Genomic DNA, 18,381 nt, shown 5'->3' on the forward strand with positions numbered 1-18,381 from the left:
TGTGTAAGTTGATGCTTGGGTGAGTCCGGGGCATTGTTGATCAAAGTAGCTTTGGTTGCCAAGACTACCGCAATAGTTTAGCTTCAGACTCTTAAATTCCATTTGGGCTTTTCTAAGCACCATGGGAACTTTCGTCTCTGTCATTGAGTTGCAAGTCCAGCTGGTATAAGTTTCTCGCTCGCAGGCCGATAAGCAGAGGAGGGTGATGGTCAGGAGGATCAGCCGATTGAGGGGAAGGTGCATGGGTCTAGGATAGCTAATATTTCAAAGGCCCGCTGATGTAACTGTAAAAAGCACCCCAAAATTCCCCAAGCTTTTTGATTTGGTATTACTATTTACGTCAGATTGCTTAATTAAATGACTAATTAAACAACCAATAAAAATAGATATTAAAAATCTTTAAAGGAGACCTTGTGGATACAAATCGGAGAGACGCTCTTAAGTTGGGCGCTACCGCAGCTGTTAGTGGTATGTTTATTTCAAGTGCCATGGCTGCCCCTGGCGACCATCAAACTATTGTGGTTCAGCCAATGACTGGCAAAGCCGGCCTACGTATTGCTAATTATTTACCGAAGATGGGCGCAAGCTCGCGATTGGGTCTAGTGACAAATGATGGTCTCGTGGTGGATATCGCTACGGAAGCAAAGCGCCAGAAGATTGAGCTCTCTTTTGATCCAACCTCCATGATTTCTTTAGCAGCCTCTGGTAATCGTGGCTTGGTAGAGTTGGCAACTATTTTCAAAAACCGTGGCTCGAATTTAGTTAGCGTGAACAATGTAGTTTTTCTATCACCAATTCCTAAACCGCAAAGCAATATTTATTGCGTGGGCTGGAACTATTTAGACCATTTTGAAGAAGGTTTAAAGCACCGCGCTGATACTTCTGTAAAAGAGTACCCAAAAGTGCCTGTACTCTTTACTAAAGGTACGCAAACGATGAATGGTCCTTTTGATCCCATTCCTTATGATGGCAGCTACTCCACTATGATCGACTGGGAGGCGGAGTTGGCGGTTGTGATCGGCAAGAAGGGCAAAAACATAACCGAAGAAAATGCTATGGATTATGTTTTCGGCTACTCAGCCTATAACGATACGACTGCACGCGATGTTCAGCAAAAGCGTCACTCAGGTCAGTGGTTTAAAGGTAAGAGCTTGGATGGGCACGGACCAATGGGGCCATGGATTGTGACTGCTGGTGGCGTCAATTTAGAAGATACCCGCATTATTTGTCGTGTAAACGGCGTTGAAAAGCAAAACGCAAGTTACAAGCAAATGTATTTCAAGATCCCAGTAATTATTTCCGAGCTCTCTCGCAGCCTTACATTGTTACCAGGCGACATTATTGCGACGGGAACCCCTTCTGGAGTTGGTGCCGGAAGAACTCCTCAAGAGTTCCTGAAGCCAGGAGATGTCATGGAAACAGACATTACTGGTGTTGGCATCATTCGCAACAAGATTGCGTAAGCAATTGACCTTACAAGGCAGGGATTAGAGAACCCAGAAGTGATGGGTTCCATCCTTGCCTAGTTGTTCTACTAAGCCAAATTCCCAGTCTAAGTAAGCCTGCATGGCCGCAGGATCTGCGCTGGTACCCTCATAGGGGCGCTTGTAACGATCTAAGGGTGGCGAGGCAAGGCGACTAGGCCCTTTTTCAAGCTCAAGACCGGCGGCAGCCCAAGCCGCATTGCCCCCCTGCAGTACTAATACTTCTGCCTTCTTGAGGGATTGCAGCTCTTGTGCAACAAATATACTTAATTCAGTTGGTGTGCTAGTCAGTACATAGCGATCCACTTGCGGAATTTTCTTGAGCGCGTTCTCTAGTTGTGAGCGTAATGCATACCAGCTACCAGGAATATGTCCCTTCACATAATTGGCGTGGGTACTGAAATCTACGGCAATCGTATTGCTATCAGTCTTAAGCCACCGAGAGAGCGTATCAGCATCTACAAATTGAACTTGAGGAAGCGTAGGTAAGGGCGCCTTCCAGATTCCCTGTTCAGTGAGGTCGGATACCTGAATGTCATCTACTACATAAACATCCCAGGCCATCTGCGCTAACCAAGATGCTGGCATATTGGCTCTGACGCTGCTGCTGGGGTCGACCAAGACAATGCGGGCCCCACGGACTGGTGCAAGCATTTCAGTTTCTTGGACTAGTTGGCCGCCTGGTGCAGAACGAAAGCCTGGAAGATGGCCCACTTCATATTCTTCAGGAGTTCGGGTATCAAAAAAATAAGTCGTGCGCTCAGACTGAGATTTCCATCGCTCAATTTCAGCAAGGCTAGTGCGTTTAACTTTTGCTCTATCGGCAACGCTGCGAGCGCGACCCGATGCTTCGCTTGCCGTGCTCTCACTCACTTCTTTAAATCTACGACTCTGACCTTTATCTAACTCTTGCCCGGCAAGAGTCCAGCCAATGGTGCCATTACGCAGCGCATTGACTTCATTTGGAATGCCTGCATTAATCAAGGATTGGGTGCCAATAATGCTGCGTGTTCTACCGGCACAGTTCACAATAATTTTGGTTTTTGGGTTTGGTGCTAGCTCGGGGACACGCAGTACTAGCTCAGCTCCTGGTACGCTGATGCCGCTGGGAATGCTCATCGTGTTGTACTCATCAAAGCGACGCACATCAACCACCACTATATCTTCTTGATCATCTAGAAGTTTTTTCACTTCTTGGGCAGACAGAGAGGGGGTGTGGCGTTTAGATTCAACGAGCTCCCCAAAAGATTTACTAGGTACGTTCACATCCCGAAATAATTCACCACCGGCTGCTTTCCAAGCCTGAATCCCACCCTCGAAGATAGAGACATCGACATAGCCAAGAGTGATTAATCGCTGCGCCGCTAACTTAGCATCACCTTCACCATCATCAAGTGTCACGATAGGAACATTTTTTCTGGGTAGCTTGCCGTATGCATCTATCTCAATACGAGAGAGTGGTAGATTGGCGGCAAATAAAGGATGTTCTTGTGCGTGTGGATCTTCCTCGCGCACATCTAAAAAAGCAATTTCTTCTTTATTCAACAGTTTATTGCGAACAAACGCGTAGTTTTTAGTTGGAATACCCATATATTTTCTGATTCAGTTTCGTTGGTATAAATTTAGTCTAACTTGGCGCCGGATTTTTTGACCACTTCACTCCAACGCACAATCTCTTGGTTAATGTAGTTTACTAATTCAGGGCGCGTCATTTTGGGAACGCTTGCGCCTAATGTAGCCCAACGTTCTTTGATCTCTGGCGAGGCCAGAGCGATTTGTACTTCCGCACTCATCTTGTCGAGAATATCTTTGGATGTTCCCTTAATTCCCCACAAGGCATACCAGCTAAATACTACGAAATTGTTGATCCCTAGCTCTTGTGCAGTGGGTACATTTGGAAATGCTTCGCTACGTTTATTGCTGGCTACTGCAACAGCAATGAGCTGACCACTCCGGATAAAAGGGGCTGCACCTGCCAGGGTATCAAACATCATATCCACTTGTCCGGCAACTAGGTCTTGAAGGGCAGGGCCAGTTCCACGATAAGGAATATGGGTAATAAATAATTTGTTTTGCATCTTGAATAACTCACCAGTTAAGTGCTGTGAAGTGCCATTACCGGTAGATGCATAGTTATATTTTCCTGGGTTTTTGCGGATTTCTTCAATGATCGATTTCAAATCATTTTTAGGAAATTTTGTTGGATTAACAACGATGACATGGGGAACGCTGCCAATAATAGCGATTGGTTCAAAGTCCTTTGTGATGTCGTAAGGTAGGTTGATATACATACTTGGTGCAATAGAGTGATGTACTGCACCAAGAAGCCAGGTATAGCCGTCCGGGGCCATTTTTGCTGCAGCTGCAGCACCTACGGTGCCGCCTGCACCCCCGCGGTTGTCGACCAGGATAGAGTCATTGAGCTGACTAGAGAGCTGCTTGGCTAATGGGCGCCCAAAAGCATCGACGGCCCCGCCAGGCGGAAAGGGGTTAATGAACGTGATTGGCTTAGTAGAGGACGGCCAAGGGTTAGATTGGGCACCAGCAGACAGGGAGAGCCCAGCAGCTACAAGCAAAAGCAGGATATTTTTGAGCATTTTGATCATTTCTCGCCTAATTTCTGTAATTAAAACATTTTGGCTGAAGTGCTGTTTCTAAGCGTTATCCCTGATGAAAGTGGCCATTTCCTGCTGTTTTTATGGGGATATACTGACTTCGTTGTTGGTATGAATATTTATTTGATTAATGGGAGACAAGATGTCACAACACGATACATTGTTGGCTGCTTTTGAAGCATATAAAGCTGAAAACGAAAAATTCATTGAAAAAGGTATTAAGGCATCTGCAGCACGCGCTCGTAAAGCTTTGCAAGAAATTGCTGGTGCATGCAAAGAGCGTCGTAAGGAAATTACTGCTACAAAAGAGGCGATGGAAGCTAAGAAGTAAGTCGCAAGCAAATTCATCTGCAAGCCTAGTCTAAAAAACTAGGCTTCTTTTTTTATAGATTAGCAATTCAAACAGCTTCATGCTGAAAGGTATGGACCTACTGGATTAATCTATTTTTCTTCAGGACACTACTAAAAGTTTGTCTTGCCGCTTACTCATTTGACCAATAACCCGAGCACCTAAAAAATGGTGTTGATTAAAGATATCTAAAACTTCCTTAACGCAATCTGGGCTACAAGAAACCAGCAGACCACCACTCGTTTGGGGGTCAGTTAATAAAGCAAGTTGCGCTGGAGTGAAGTCTTTAGGAAGCCTTACATCAGATCCATAGCTTTGCCAATTTCGATTGGAAGCCCCAGTAATAATTCCATCATCAGCTAGGGCCTGCACATTAGAAAGCAGGGGTACTTGACTCCAGTCAATATGAGCCGTGCAATTGGAGCCCCGGGCTAGTTCGAGCATATGACCAGCCAATCCAAAGCCAGTGACATCCGTTAGTGCATGAACACCTGCAAGCTTTGCCAAATCAGGGCCTGCGATATTGAGCTTGGTGGTGTTAGAAATCATTTCGCGATAGCCATCAGGCCCTAGTAAATCTTTTTTCAATGCTGCGGACAAAATGCCTACGCCCAGTGGCTTACCCAATATTAAGACGTCGCCAGGTTTTGCGCTCGCATTACTTTTCACGTGTTTTGGATCAACGATGCCAATCGCAACCAAACCATAAATTGGTTCAACTGAATCTATCGTATGACCGCCGGCAATAGGAATGCCAGCACTACGGCAGGCTTCAGCCCCGCCTTCCAAAATTCGGGCGATCGTCTTATTGGATAAAACTTGGATTGGCATGCCTACCAAGGCAAGTGCAAATAGGGGTGTAGCACCCATTGCGTAGATATCGCTGATGGCATTGGTGGCGGCAATTTTTCCGAAGTCAAATGGATCATCCACAATCGGCATGAAGAAATCAGTCGTTGCAACAATTGCTTGCGACTCACTAATTTGATAAACAGCAGCATCATCTGAGGTCTCAATGCCAATCAGCAACTCTTTTGGGAAGGGCAGTTGTGGAACTTGCTTGAGAATTTCAGAAAGAACGCCAGGCGCAATTTTGCAACCGCAACCACCACCATGAGATAGGGAGGTGAGGCGGGGTTCGGTGGCTGTCGTATCTTGAGTCATGAAAATATTTTATATCTGAGGCGGATTTATCTATTAAAGCTTCTTTTGGGCGGGCTCGAGCGCTTAGCTGGAGCTTTGCTAGCCCCACCGGTATTGCTTGAGCCTGCAGCCTTGGGCTTTCTAGATTGCTGATGTTGTTGGCTGCGCAACTGAATGGGTTGAGCAACGGCGTTGGGATCTGGCTCAAAACCGGCAATGACTTCTTGCGGCAGTTTTTGTTTGATGAGTTTTTCGATATCTCTGAGCATTTGGTGTTCATCAACGCAAACCAAAGAAACTGCAACACCATTTGATCCTGCACGTCCGGTTCGTCCAATGCGATGTACATAATCTTCAGAAACGTTAGGCAAGTCATAGTTCACTACGTGAGGTAGTTGGTCGATATCAATGCCGCGAGCAGCAATATCCGTGGCAACTAAAGCGGTTAACTTACCAGCCTTGAAATCTGCCAATGCTTTTGTTCTAGCGGATTGACTCTTGTTGCCATGAATAGCCATGCTAGTAATACCATCTTTTTCTAGTTGAGTGACAAGTTTGTTAGCGCCATGCTTAGTGCGAGTAAAAACGAGGACCTGTTTCCAGTCATTCGTTTTAATCAAGTGTGCTAACAGGGGGTGCTTCTTGGTTCTATCAACCGGATGAATCAACTGTGCAATGGCTTCATTCGTGCTATTGCTACGCGCAACTTCAATCAGGGCGGGTGAGTTTAATAAGCCATCTGCGAGTGCTTTAATTTCAGCGGAGAAAGTGGCCGAGAATAGAAGATTCTGGCGTTGCTTAGGCAGAGCAGCTAGGATCTTTTTGATATCTCGCAAGAAGCCCATATCGAGCATGCGATCAGCTTCATCTAGAACCAGAATTTCAATATCATTGAGTGAGACGCATTTTTGTGACATCAAATCGAGTAAGCGGCCCGGTGTGGCAACCAAAATATCTAAGCCGCTAGCAATTGCTTTAATTTGCGGGTTGGCACCGACACCACCAAAGATGACAGTGGACTTCAAGCCAGTGTATTTGCCATACGTGACAACCGACTCTTGAACTTGGGCTGCTAACTCGCGAGTGGGAGTCAGAATGAGTACACGTAAGAGGCGTTTGCCAGAATTGGCCTTTGAACTGCTAAGGCGCTGCAAAATCGGGAGTGTGAAACCAGCGGTTTTACCGGTACCTGTTTGTGCGGCGGCTAAAAGATCCCCGCCTTTCAGTACTGCCGGAATCGACTTCGCTTGAATCGGTGTGGGGCTGGTGTAGCCTTCTTCTGCAATAGCGCGAAGAATGGGTTCGGATAAACCGAGGTCTGTAAATAACATAAGGGCCAATAAAGTATTGACCCGTATTCAATTAAAAGACTATCCCGGTCAATGGGGTGAGCTGCCACGCTAAAGCGTTTGCAGTAAGAGCCTCTATTTTAAAGCATCAGGCCTCATTAGCCAAAAAGAGCCAATCAGGTAAGGCTTTAGGCTTCAGAGTGCTAGTGTCTACGCAAACAATATGCAAAGTAGCGCTCGCGATGACTTGCATCTCTTTAGTATCGTTACCCTGAATTTTTCTTTGTGCATTTTGTTTTACGACAACCTGTGTACGGCCACGATGTTCAATCACTTGATCAATATATAAAAGATCATCTAAGCGACCTGGCTTGTAGAAATGCATGGAGAGTTCTCGGACGGGAAGCAGGATCCCAAATTCATTGATGAGTTTTGTTGGGGTCAGGTCACGCTGCGCCAACCATTCTGCACGACTGCGCTCAAAGATTTCAAGGTAGCGGCCGTGGTAAACAAAGCCAGCAGCATCGGTATCGGAGTAGCACACACGATGGATGTATGGAAATTGGGAGTGAGCAGTGGTCATAAACAGTGAATGGTTATTAAATAGTATTTACTAATGAGAGCATCATATTACGATGGGCAATCCCTGCTTCGTCATAGATGGCTCCTTCTGGGAGAAATCCGAGCTTTGCATAAAAAGGAATTGCAGATACCTGAGCATGTAGTGTCAAAACAGAAATTTCTTCTGCTTTGGCTTGGCCAATGAAATTGATCAATATTGCTTTGCCAATACCCTGATTGCGGAAAGCGCTTAAGACGGCCATACGCCCAATTTGTGCGTGATTGCTATCCACCATGACTAAACGCCCAGTGCCTACACACAAAGGGCCTTGATAGGCTAGAGCATGTTTAGCAAGAGGGTCAAATTCATCAAGCTCCATATCCAATGGAACCCCTTGTTCCTCGATGAATACTTGCCTGCGTATGAGGTAAGCATCTTGGGATGCCTCCTGCCAAGGTTTGATAAAAATTTCTAAGGTATTCAACGGGTTTGCTAATTAATAGTAAGTTTTAGTAGGGTTATTGGCTTAATTTACCAAATAAGCTCAGGAAACTACATATGTCGTGGTTACAATGATTTGGAGCTCTAATTCGGACTCAATCCCACCTACTTACTTGCCTAGGAGTTATTTTGAAAAAATCTTTACTTGCTGGTTTATTCGCCGCAGTTGGACTTGCTTTTGCAGGCTCTTCTTTCGCTCAGGCGCCTGCAAAAATGCTGCCATTAGCGGCTGAAGTCATTGTTCTTACTGCTACCGTTGATTCTGTTGATGTAAAGAAGCGCATTGTTGTGCTCAAAGATGCAAATGGTAATTTAGCGCAAATGAACGTTGCTAAATCAATCAATGATTTGGATAAAGTTAAAAAAGGTGATGTTTTTGTAGTTGAGCATGCACAAGCGATTGCTGTTGGCTTAACAGCTGTTACTAAAGATGCTAAGCCAGGTGTTTCTGGTGTTCGCTCTGTAACAGTAGCAGGCAAGGGCTCTGCTAAGCCATTTGAAGAAACTACCGATACCATTTATGCAACTGTAAAGATTTCAACAATCGATGCAAAAACCCGTATCGTTACTTTTACACTTCCAAGTGGTGAGAAGCAAAAGGTTAAGGTTGACCCAGCTGTTTTGGGTCTTGAGAAATTCAAAGCTGGTGACGACGTCATGGTTGAATTTGTTGACGATACAGCCATTGGCTTCGTAACACCTAAGAAGTAATCAAGCATCTCTGGCTAGGCGCCAGAAGCTAGTAGAAAGCCCGCATCTGCGGGCTTTTTCTTTGATCGCTACTTCTTGGCGTTCGGGAAGAAGAGTTGCTCACCACCAATTTGGTAACTTGCAATCACATCTTGACCGTTCTTGGAGATGAGCCAATCAATAAATGCTTGCCCCTCAGCTTTTTTCACGTGAGGAAACTTCGTTGGATTCACAAGCATTACGCCATATTGGTTGAAAAGTTTGGGGTCACCTTGCACGAGGATTGCTAAATCACCGCGATTCTTGAAGCTCAGCCAGGTAGCTCTGTCTGCCAGGATGTAGCCATTCATAGCAGAAGCGGTGTTCAGAGCGGGGCCCATACCAGAGCCAGTTTCTTTATACCAAGAGGTGCCAGGCGCCACAGTAATGCCAGCACCTTTCCAGTAGCGCAGTTCTGCAGCATGTGTGCCACTCTTGTCGCCACGAGAGATAAAAGGAGCTTGCGCAATAGAGATTTTCTGTAAGGCTGCTTGGATATCTTTGCCACCACCGACTTTTGCGGGGTCTGACTTAGGTCCAATCAGCACAAAGTCGTTGTACATCACCTCATATCTTTTAGTGGAGTAGCCCTCCTCAATAAACTTTTCTTCAGCCGGCTTATCGTGCACGAACACAACATCGGCATCGCCGCGGCGCCCAATATCGAGAGCCTGACCAGTACCTACCGCAACAACTTTGACTGTAATCCCCGTTTTCATCTGAAAGATTGGGAGAATGAATTCAAATAGCCCGGATTGTTCGGTGGAAGTGGTAGATGAAACCACAATGCTTTTCTCTTGGGAGGCGGCTGGGAAAGCGAAGAAGCTCAGATTAACTAGAGCAATCACAATCAAACGAGTGGAAATCAATCTCATTAAATACTTTCAGGCTGTTTTAATATTAAATAGGTCTGTTCTGGGTACTTATTGCTTAGTTTAAGCCTACTTGGCTTGATATAAACTGAAGCTAAGTTATTTGCCTGAAATCACATTGCGCCCATTTATCTTCTCCCTCTTTTTGCTTGTATCACAGAGTGTTTTTGCTCAACAGGCTATCGTTGCAGTTGCTGCCAATATGAAAGATGCTTTTGGCGAGATTAATACAGCATTTAAGTCTGAAGGCAACCGTGATGTACGCGTCGTATATGGCTCCTCTGGAAACTTCACGGCACAGATTATGAATGGCGCACCATTTAACTTATTGATTTCTGCAGATGAACATTTTCCGATTGAATTGTATAGACAAGGGAAGTCGATTGATGAAGGTGTTGTGTACGCTATTGGCCAATTGGTAATCATCTCTAAAAATTCTGCTGGCATACGGCTATCAGACAGCAAGACTGAGCTTATTAAGGCAATTAACAAAGCCAATAAGATCGCCATTGCTAAGCCTGACTTAGCCCCCTATGGAAAAGCCGCTATTGAGTATCTGAAGGCAGAAGGGCTTTGGAATATTGCAAAAGACAAATTGATCTATGCGGACAATGTTGGTATTGCAACGATGTATGTGGTAACAGGCGCCGCGGATTTAGGTTTCACCGCCATCTCTTTGGCCAAGTCTGCGGAGGTCTCTAAGGAGACCAATTTCATGCTCGTTGATAGCAAACTCTATGAGCCAATTAAGCAAAGAATGGTTTTAATGAAAGGCGCCCCCCAAGAGGCCCTGAGTTTTTATCGCTTCATGCAAGGTGCTCAGGCTAAATCGATTCTCCAGAAGTACGGTTACAGCACACCTTAATCCCCCCTTTTTTTACCCTTATCCTTTTTGCGTTGGATCAAGCTGCTAAGGCTCTCATTGGCTCATTATTGCCAGGTGGAGGAGGGTTCCCCACGAATGATATTCATTCTCATTTGGGGATATAATTCCCTTACAATTCACCTAGAAAATCTTATTAAATGAATTTGGACCAAGTCGAACTGGGCAATCTTTACCGAGTTAGTGAGGTAAACGTCCCCAAAGGTGCCCCGCAAATTAAAGGGCAGCTGGAAGATATTGGCTTTTTGCCGGGTGAGCAGGTTACCGTCCTGCGCAAGGGCTTGCTTGGTAAGGGGCCATACATGGTTCGCGTGGGCGCCTCTACTTTTGCTTTACGTCAATCTGAGGCACGCATGATTGAAGTTGAATCGGTAGCGCATGTCTGAATCTAAAGTTCATTTTTTCTCCAACGAACCCGTCGTTGCATTGCTCGGTAATCCCAACTGCGGTAAAACTGCTCTATTCAATTTGCTGACTGGTAGCCGTCAGAAAGTGGCCAACTATTCTGGTGTCACGGTAGAGCGTAAAGAAGGGCGTCTTGCACTGGAGTCCGGTAAGAATATTCGTATTCTGGATTTGCCTGGCGCATATAGTCTTTATCCAAGATCATTAGATGAGCGTGTTACCTGCAATGTTTTATTAGGTAGGGCAGAGGGCGAGAAGCGCCCCGATTTAGTTGTCTGTGTATTGAGTGCCATAAACTTGCGCCGTAATCTGCGCTTAGTCTTGGCTGCCAAGCGCTTGGGTTTACCCTGCGTAGTTGTCCTGAACATGTTGGATCTCGCAAAACGTCAAGGCTTGCATATTAATACCACTGCACTCTCGCGTGAGTTGGGGTTGCCAGTAGTCACTACTATTGGTATTCAGGCGAATGGTGCTGATGATCTTAAACATTTCTTATCGGATTTGGATTGGCGTAACTTGGGCGCGTTACAAACGGGCACGAGTGATGCAACCCTGGAAAATGTCGCCTCTCATATTGCCCATACAGAATCTGACAATGTTCAGGTCCAGAAAATTCTACAGAACCTCAAGCTAGATCAAATCATGCCTGATCACTTAAGCGATCGCTTGGATGGCATCTTGCTCCATCCCTTTTTTGGCCCGCTCATTTTGCTTGGCCTATTGTTTTTCATTTTCCAGGCGGTATTTAGTTGGGCAACTTTGCCGATGGAGATCATTAAGACTGTGATTGAGTTCTTAGGTGCTCAAATTACTGAGCTATTGCCTGACAATTGGGTGCGCAGTTTATTGATCAACGGTATTTTGGCTGGACTGGGTGGCGTTGTCATCTTCTTACCCCAAATCTTGATCCTCTTCTTTTTTATCCTCTTGCTAGAGGAGTTTGGCTATCTGCCCAGAGCTGCCTATTTGCTGGATCGGGTGATGGGATCAGTCGGACTCTCTGGCCGCTCATTTATTCCTCTGCTATCGAGCTTTGCATGTGCCATACCCGGCATTATGGCGACCAGAAGTATTTCAAATTCCCGTGATCGCTTGGTAACGATCTTAATTGCACCAATGATGACTTGCTCAGCCCGTTTGCCTGTGTATGCCTTATTGATCTCTGCTTTTATTCCAGAGAGAAAGCTTTGGGCGAGCATTGATTTGCAGGGCTTAGTTTTATTCTTACTGTATCTAGCAGGCATTTTGGGCGCAATGGGGGTTGCTTGGATTCTGAAGCGCTTCACCAGCGAGCAGTTTCGGATGAATACCCTGATGATGGAGTTACCTAGCTATCACTTACCACGCCTGGGTAATTTAGCTATTAGCTTATGGCAGCGCGCAGAGATTTTCATGCGTCGCGTGGGCGGCATTATTCTGATCATGACGGTTGCGCTATGGGCTCTATCCAGCTTTCCACTTCCGCCTGAAGGTGCGATAGGATCGCCCATTCAATATAGCTTTGCCGGCATGATAGGGCAGGCATTAGCGCATGTATTCTCGCCCATTGGATTTAATTGGCAGATCAGTATTGCTTTAGTTCCAGGTATGGCGGCGCGTGAAGTAGTGGTGAGTTCCCTGGCTACTGTCTATGCCTTATCAAGCTCTAGTGCCGATGCAGCAGAAGCGCTCATTCCACTAATCTCCTCAGGGTGGTCTTTAGCTACTGCACTTTCATTATTGGCTTGGTTTGTATTTGCACCACAGTGTTTATCGACCATTGCTGCAGTGAAGCGGGAAACGGGGGGCTGGAAGATTCCCATCATCATGCTAAGTTACTTATTTGGCTTAGCCTATTTGGCTTCCTTTATTACCTATAGGATTGCCAGCGCTTTTGGTTTGGCTTAAGCCTCACCAGCAGGACTCTAGAGCAGCTTTTCTCAATCTAGGCTACATTGTTATACATTCGATTGTTTAAGAGAGCATCTTTATGAGTCATAAATCCGCCGCATTTCTCCTATTTAGTTTTCTCGGCCTTTTCTTTTCTGGCGCAGCCTTTGCTCAGTCTGGTGAAGCCACATACAAACAAGTTTGTGTAAGCTGTCATGGCACTGGCGTGTTAAATGCGCCTAAGTTTGGCGATAAAGCCAAGTGGGCGCCGCTGATTGCTGAAGGACAGGTTACTCTGACTGCGCATGCATACTTTGGTGTACGTGCTATGCCTCCAAAAGGCGGTAACCCAAATTTAAGTATTGAGGGATTTTCTGACGCCTTGGTTTACATGGTGAATAACTCCGGCGGCAACTGGAAATCACCCGATGCACAAACCATCGCTGCTATCAATAAAGAAGTTGAAGCTCGTAGAGTGGGCGCCAATAAGAAGCGGTAATAAGCTGCAATGAGCTTTTCAGCGCTAAGAACCTTTCTTAGCGCTGAACTCAATTACTTAGTCCGCCTTAATTCCGGCATCCTTAATCACTTTGCCCCACATGCTTAATTCTCTTTGAATACGCTTCGCTGATTCAGCAGGCGTAAGGTAGTTGACGTAGACACCAGCAGCCAGCATGCGTTCTTGTACATCTGGGCGCTGCAAAATCACTTTGATGTCCGCATTGAGTTTGTCCATGATCGGCTTTGGCGTTCCTGCTGGGGCCAAAATTCCGAACATACTCACAACATCAAAGTTTGGTAAGCCTGTGGCCTCAGTCACAGTGGGTACATCAGGTAATTGGCTAACGCGTTTCGCAGTAGTCACTGCTAATGCTCTTAATTGACCAGCCTGAATAAACTGCAACGCCGCTGGGACTGTTTCAGACATACTGAGCACTTGGCCGCCAACCAGGTCTGTCATTGCGGGGCCGCTACCTTTGTATGGCACATGCAAAAGATCTAAGCCCAGTTGCGCACGAAACATTTCCATGGCCAAACGTTGTGGTGCTCCAGCACCCGATGAGGCAAAAGTGAGTTTGCCAGGATTGGCTTTGGCATAAGCAATAAATTCCTTCATATTCTTTACAGGAACAGAAGGGTTCACCACGAACACTAAAGGTACGACACCCACCACTCCTACGGGTGTGAAATCTTTTTCTAAGTTGTATTTAATGCCATCTTTGTTTAAGTCAGTATTGATGGCATGCGATGTCAGTGCGCCCATCAGAAGTGTGTAGCCATCAGCCGGTGATTTAGCAACCAAGTCTGCGCCAATATTGCCGCTGTCCCCAGATCGGTTATCAGGCACCACTTGCTGACCTAAGGATTTGGATAGCTCTTGCGCCATGATGCGACCAATGACATCCGTTGCGCCACCAGGAGGAAAGGGAATCACTAGGCGAACTTGTTTGTCTGGATAGTTCTTAATTGTTGCATTGGTTTGGGCATGGGCATTGCTCAAAGCAGTAGTTGCGCATAGTGCAATAAAGAGGGATTTTTGGATTAGTTGTCTCATGTTTTTTTTGGTATGGATTGAAAATGCGAGTTTGTATTATCACCAGAATTAAGATTCCTGTGCTAGATCAAGGAATTGTTGATTGCACTAATTACAATGGACCAATGAACCTTGAGTCCCACCAGATCGAGATCATTGGTTATTGCGCTGCATTCTTAACCACGATCGCCTTTTTGACCCAGGCAATGCAGTCTTGGCGCACCCGGGATTTATCGGGGGTGTCCTTGGGCATGTACTCCCTGTTTACTGCTGGAGTAGGGCTCTGGTTGATTTACGGCCTCATTATTGAGAAGTGGCCCCTGATACTAGCGAATGCTTTGACCTTTGCCTTTGCTTTAAGTATCTTGTTACTCAAATTGCGTCATACTTCTAAACATCAGAAATAGACACCCATCCTCCGCATTTCATTGAAAGGGTTTTATGAATTCAGCATTTGTGATTGATCCACCAGCAGTGATTTCTCTACCAGTGACTGGCGACACTCGCCGTTTTGCAGTCAATCGTATTTACTGCGTTGGCCGTAACTATGCAGATCATGCGCGTGAGATGGGTCATGATCCAGATCGTGAACCACCATTCTTTTTCATGAAGCCGGCCAACTCTATCGTGAGCGATGGAAAAGATATGGCTTATCCAAACTTATCAAAAGACGTGCATCACGAAATTGAGATGGTTGTCGCTATCGGTAAGGGTGGAGCAAATATTCCCGCTGATAAAGCCCTTGATCATGTTTATGGCTATGGCATCGGTTTGGATATGACCAGACGTGATTTACAAGGTGAAGCGAAGAAGATGGGGCGTCCCTGGGATACAGGCAAGGCTTTTGATCAAGCAGCTCCCTGTGGTGAAATAACTCCGGTAACTCAGTGCGGTCACCCAGCAAAAGGCCTTGTCAAACTTCTAGTGAATGGTGAAGTACGTCAAGAAGGCGACTTAAACCAGTTGATCTGGAATGTGCCTGACACTATTGCCTATCTTTCAACTTTGTTTACATTAGAGTCAGGCGATCTCATCTTCTCTGGTACACCTGCGGGCGTTGGCCCAGTGAAGAAGGGTGATGTACTTGAGGGAAGTGTTGAGGGCTTAGTTAATCTCAAAACCAAAATTCTGTAATTGATATGTCTGCAACGAAGCTGCTACTTAGAACCATTGCTGTAGTTTGTACTGCCGCACTATTGTTGGCTAGTTGTGCAAGCCCAGAGCAGTCAATTGTTAGTACTCCAGCTCCCGTGAGCTTGTATAGCAACGCAGCTCCATTAGATTTGCGTTTAAGCAATTGGCCTTATCCATATCCCACTAAGGAATTCAAGACTAGTTTGCAGGGCCAAGCTGCCAGTATGGTTTACATGGATGTGTCGGCCATTGGTAAGCAAAAGGGCGTAGTACTTCTGTTTCATGGCAAGAACTTCTCTAGCGATTATTGGGCTCTTACGATAGGTGGCTTAACTCAAGCAGGATATCGCGTGATTGCCCCAGACCAAATTGGCTTTGGTAAGTCTTCTAAGCCAGATGTGGCATATCACTTCGACGATTTAGCTGCCAATACCAAAGCTTTATTGCAGTCTTTAAATATTAAACAGGTTTCAGTCATTGCAAATTCAATGGGCGGTATGGTTGGCGTTCGTTTTGCCCGCCTGTATCCTAATGCTGTGCAAAAACTTGTCCTTGAAAACCCTTTGGGACTTGAGGATTACAGCAAAGATATCCCGCCGCAGAAAAATGACGATCTGCTCAAGCTAGAAATGGCGCAAACAGAAGCGAGCTATCGTCGTTTCTTGCAAAGCTACTTTCCTAATTGGCAGCCGGGTTATGAAAAGTTTGTAGAGGTATACGTACGCGTGCAAAAAGGGTCTGACTATCCTGCGTACGCTAAGACCTCTGTCCTAACTTATCAAATGATTGCAGAAAAACCCGTCGTCAATGATTTGCCGCTATTAAAGATGCCAGTGTTGTTGGTAATTGGCCAAAAAGATAGGACCGTTTTTGGTCGTCGCTTTGCTCCACCAGAGGCTGTGAAGTCTTTGGGTAATTTCCCAGAGCTTGGCAAAAAAGCACAAGCTGCAATACCCAACGCAAAACTGGTGCCTATAGATGGTGTGGGTCATGTACCTCACGTCGAAGTGCCAGATTTATTTGTAAAGACGGTGGTGGAGTTTCTAAACTCTAAGGACTGAGATTCGCCTTAATCCTTGCTCAAAATAGGCTAATTTCGTTCAATCTTGAGCCTCCTGCGCTAGAATTCTCCTATGTATATGTTCCTGCCTTTTCTGACAGCGCTGATCGGACTGTTTTTGGTCTGGTTTGAGAGGCGTCTTGCAGGTTTATTTGTCTTGGCCATCACCGTTGGCATATTAGTTGTCTGGTTCCATTCCCATGCAACTACTCATCTCAATATCAGTCTGTGAGTAAGACTTCCTTTCCCTCCCTAGCTGCGCTTGGTAATCAACTAGCATTGCTCGCTGTGGTTGGTGTCCTGTCGTACGCCTTTATTGATCAGCTCTACTTCGGTGAATTGCCTTGCCCACTCTGTTTAATGCAGCGTATCGGATTTGTGATCATTGGCTTTGCTTTGGTTCTCAATATTCGCTGTGGTTCACATGCTGCCCATTATGGTTGGGGCATTATTGGCGGCCTAGTGGGGATGATGGTTTCATTACGCCAAGTGCTGTTGCATGTTTTGCCCGGTGATAAAGGCTTTGGCGCTACTTTTCTGGAGCTACATTTTTATACTTGGGCCTTTGTAGGTTACATGGGCCTTTTAATGGGCTTTGCAATTTTATTGATGTTGCCGAATCGCGATGTTCGCTCTCGCTCGATGTTTGCCAATGCCTTAGTGATCATCTTTATCTTGTTAGTGGCAGGAAATTTGATCTCTACCTTATTCGAGTGTGGTGTTGGCCCCTGCGCCGATGATCCAGTGCGATATGAGGGTTGGCTCTGGTTGCGCAATCGATTTGGTTTTTAATAGGCGGTAATGACCTTATTTTTAAGGCTAACCAAGAGCATTTTAGTTCTCGGCTTATTGTGGTTTGCTACTGCTCACGCACAATTCAATAATAAAGCGGATACCTCTTGGCCCAAGCAAGCGATCCGCATCATTGTCAGCTTTCCCCCAGGCGGTGCGCCTGATATCTTGGCGCGAGTCTTGGCTGAACACTGGCAACAAAATCTTGGTGTGCCAGTACTTGTAGAAAATCGTCCCGGTTACGGCGGCAACATTGGCGCCGATCTCGTAGCTAAAAGTGATCCTGATGGCTATACCTTATTGATTGGAACTGTGGGCATTCATGCGATCAATAGTGCGCTTTATGAAAAAATGCCTTTTGATCCGGTGAAGGACTTCACGTCCATTAGTTTCTTGGCGAGCACTCCTAATGTATTGGTTGTGAGCAAGCAGTTGGGTGTTAGCAATGTTCATGAGTTAATTGAGATTGCAAAAGCCAAGCCAAATCAACTTACTTTTGGATCATCGGGGGTTGGCACTTCTTTGCATATGTCTGGCGAGCTTTTTAAAGAAATGGCGGGGATTCAGATTCGACATATTCCCTACAAGGGCCGTGCTCAGTCCTTGCCAGATTTAGTGAGCGGACGGATTTCGATGCTCTTTGATAATTTATCCTCTTCATTGCCCTTAATTAAAGCAGGGGAAGTGCAAGCCTTGGGAGTGACAAGCTTAAAGCGCTCTCATGCCGCCCCAGAAATTCCCACATTAGCCGAGCAAGGGTTGCCTGGTTTTGAAGCTGTTTCTTGGTTTTCTTTAATGGCCCCAGCAAATTTGCCAACCGCTATTCAAAGACGGCTCAATCAATTGACTAAGAGGGCGCTCTACAACCCAGAAGTGAAAAGTAGGCTCTTGGCGGGCGGTTTAGATCCATCCCCTGGCAGCCCACAGGAGCTTTCTAAATTGATTGCAGCAGAGTCTCGCAAGTGGAGTAAAGTCATTAAGCAGTCTGGCGCCAAAGTAGAGCCCTAAATTCTCTTTTCCTGTCAGCCTATGTCTATTTAGCGCGTTATATGGGTAAGAAACAGCTTAGTCGTTGCGACCCCAGTATATTTGATTGAAGCCTAAGAAATTACACCCTATTCATCGACCAAATTGCTTAAATTTTCAGCATTAAACTTCTC

21 protein-coding genes are annotated in these 18,381 nt (G+C 45.8%); 13 read left to right on the forward strand and 8 right to left on the reverse strand.

Going from position 1 to position 18,381, the window contains the following annotated elements:
* Positions 1–413: 413 nt before the first annotated feature.
* Positions 414–1,463 (forward strand): fumarylacetoacetate hydrolase family protein, encoded by a 1,050-nt coding sequence (locus C2740_RS03035; RefSeq protein WP_215293946.1) that lies wholly within the window; start codon positions 414–416, stop codon positions 1,461–1,463.
* Positions 1,464–1,487: 24 nt separating this feature from the next.
* Here C2740_RS03035 and C2740_RS03040 read toward each other — a convergent pair whose 3' ends face one another.
* On the reverse strand, positions 1,488–3,074 hold the full coding sequence (locus C2740_RS03040; RefSeq protein WP_215293947.1) for a rhodanese-like domain-containing protein: 1,587 nt from the start codon (positions 3,072–3,074) through the stop codon (positions 1,488–1,490).
* A 32-nt stretch (positions 3,075–3,106) separates the two neighbouring features.
* The gene (locus C2740_RS03045; RefSeq protein WP_215293949.1) at positions 3,107–4,081 is read right to left on the reverse strand and encodes a tripartite tricarboxylate transporter substrate binding protein; all 975 of its coding nucleotides are present in this window, start codon (positions 4,079–4,081) and stop codon (positions 3,107–3,109) included.
* A gap of 160 nt (positions 4,082–4,241) precedes the next feature.
* On the opposite strand from C2740_RS03045, the gene C2740_RS03050 reads away from it, so the two are divergent.
* A complete protein-coding gene (locus C2740_RS03050; protein ID WP_011903187.1) occupies positions 4,242–4,430 on the forward strand; it encodes a hypothetical protein in 189 nt (62 codons plus the stop codon).
* 120 nt (positions 4,431–4,550) lie between these two features.
* Here the strand turns inward: C2740_RS03050 and selD are convergent, their stop codons facing one another.
* The 4 genes from selD to C2740_RS03070 form a co-directional block, all read right to left on the reverse strand.
* A complete protein-coding gene (gene selD / locus C2740_RS03055) occupies positions 4,551–5,612 on the reverse strand; it encodes a selenide, water dikinase SelD (protein WP_215293950.1) in 1,062 nt (353 codons plus the stop codon).
* Between the two features lie 26 nt (positions 5,613–5,638).
* Complete coding sequence (locus tag C2740_RS03060; RefSeq protein WP_215294287.1) at positions 5,639–6,922, reverse strand: DEAD/DEAH box helicase; 1,284 nt, start codon at positions 6,920–6,922, stop codon at positions 5,639–5,641.
* 106 nt (positions 6,923–7,028) lie between these two features.
* The gene (locus tag C2740_RS03065) at positions 7,029–7,463 is read right to left on the reverse strand and encodes a YbgC/FadM family acyl-CoA thioesterase (protein ID WP_215293952.1); all 435 of its coding nucleotides are present in this window, start codon (positions 7,461–7,463) and stop codon (positions 7,029–7,031) included.
* Positions 7,464–7,479: 16 nt separating this feature from the next.
* Positions 7,480–7,926 (reverse strand): GNAT family N-acetyltransferase, encoded by a 447-nt coding sequence (locus tag C2740_RS03070; RefSeq protein ID WP_215293953.1) that lies wholly within the window; start codon positions 7,924–7,926, stop codon positions 7,480–7,482.
* Positions 7,927–8,072: 146 nt separating this feature from the next.
* Between C2740_RS03070 and C2740_RS03075 the strand changes: the two genes are divergently transcribed.
* Positions 8,073–8,654, forward strand: coding sequence for a hypothetical protein (locus tag C2740_RS03075; protein ID WP_251369679.1), 582 nt, complete (start codon positions 8,073–8,075; stop codon positions 8,652–8,654).
* 68 nt (positions 8,655–8,722) lie between these two features.
* Here C2740_RS03075 and C2740_RS03080 read toward each other — a convergent pair whose 3' ends face one another.
* The gene (locus C2740_RS03080) at positions 8,723–9,547 is read right to left on the reverse strand and encodes a substrate-binding domain-containing protein (protein WP_215293954.1); all 825 of its coding nucleotides are present in this window, start codon (positions 9,545–9,547) and stop codon (positions 8,723–8,725) included.
* 100 nt (positions 9,548–9,647) lie between these two features.
* Here C2740_RS03080 and modA point away from each other — a divergent pair, with 100 nt between their 5' ends.
* From modA to C2740_RS03100, 4 genes are all read left to right on the forward strand, one after another.
* The gene (modA, locus tag C2740_RS03085; protein WP_251369680.1) at positions 9,648–10,409 is read left to right on the forward strand and encodes a molybdate ABC transporter substrate-binding protein; all 762 of its coding nucleotides are present in this window, start codon (positions 9,648–9,650) and stop codon (positions 10,407–10,409) included.
* 158 nt (positions 10,410–10,567) lie between these two features.
* Positions 10,568–10,813, forward strand: coding sequence for a FeoA family protein (locus C2740_RS03090; protein ID WP_215293955.1), 246 nt, complete (start codon positions 10,568–10,570; stop codon positions 10,811–10,813).
* Positions 10,806–12,719, forward strand: coding sequence for a ferrous iron transporter B (locus C2740_RS03095; RefSeq protein ID WP_215293956.1), 1,914 nt, complete (start codon positions 10,806–10,808; stop codon positions 12,717–12,719). Before C2740_RS03090 ends, C2740_RS03095 begins: the two co-directional genes overlap by 8 nt.
* An 82-nt stretch (positions 12,720–12,801) precedes the next feature.
* Positions 12,802–13,200: a cytochrome c5 family protein gene (locus C2740_RS03100; RefSeq protein WP_215293957.1), complete on the forward strand. Its 399-nt coding sequence runs from the start codon at positions 12,802–12,804 to the stop codon at positions 13,198–13,200.
* Between the two features lie 57 nt (positions 13,201–13,257).
* On the opposite strand, the gene C2740_RS03105 is transcribed toward C2740_RS03100, so the two are convergent.
* The gene (locus tag C2740_RS03105; protein ID WP_215293958.1) at positions 13,258–14,256 is read right to left on the reverse strand and encodes a tripartite tricarboxylate transporter substrate binding protein; all 999 of its coding nucleotides are present in this window, start codon (positions 14,254–14,256) and stop codon (positions 13,258–13,260) included.
* A 104-nt stretch (positions 14,257–14,360) separates the two neighbouring features.
* On the opposite strand from C2740_RS03105, the gene C2740_RS03110 reads away from it, so the two are divergent.
* From C2740_RS03110 to C2740_RS03130, 6 genes are all read left to right on the forward strand, one after another.
* The gene (locus C2740_RS03110) at positions 14,361–14,642 is read left to right on the forward strand and encodes a SemiSWEET transporter (RefSeq protein WP_215293959.1); all 282 of its coding nucleotides are present in this window, start codon (positions 14,361–14,363) and stop codon (positions 14,640–14,642) included.
* 34 nt (positions 14,643–14,676) lie between these two features.
* Positions 14,677–15,369: a fumarylacetoacetate hydrolase family protein gene (locus tag C2740_RS03115; RefSeq protein ID WP_215293960.1), complete on the forward strand. Its 693-nt coding sequence runs from the start codon at positions 14,677–14,679 to the stop codon at positions 15,367–15,369.
* A gap of 5 nt (positions 15,370–15,374) precedes the next feature.
* A complete protein-coding gene (locus C2740_RS03120) occupies positions 15,375–16,430 on the forward strand; it encodes an alpha/beta fold hydrolase (protein ID WP_215293961.1) in 1,056 nt (351 codons plus the stop codon).
* Between the two features lie 78 nt (positions 16,431–16,508).
* Entirely contained in the window at positions 16,509–16,661 is a 153-nt protein-coding gene (locus C2740_RS09375) for a DUF5993 family protein (RefSeq protein WP_251369681.1), read from the forward strand.
* Positions 16,658–17,221: a disulfide bond formation protein B gene (locus C2740_RS03125; protein WP_215293962.1), complete on the forward strand. Its 564-nt coding sequence runs from the start codon at positions 16,658–16,660 to the stop codon at positions 17,219–17,221. Before C2740_RS09375 ends, C2740_RS03125 begins: the two co-directional genes overlap by 4 nt.
* Before the next feature lie 9 nt (positions 17,222–17,230).
* Positions 17,231–18,229: a tripartite tricarboxylate transporter substrate binding protein gene (locus C2740_RS03130; protein WP_215293963.1), complete on the forward strand. Its 999-nt coding sequence runs from the start codon at positions 17,231–17,233 to the stop codon at positions 18,227–18,229.
* Positions 18,230–18,381: the final 152 nt, after the last annotated feature.

Source organism: Polynucleobacter sp. MG-5-Ahmo-C2 (assembly GCF_018687735.1).
Lineage (GTDB): Bacteria > Pseudomonadota > Gammaproteobacteria > Burkholderiales > Burkholderiaceae > Polynucleobacter.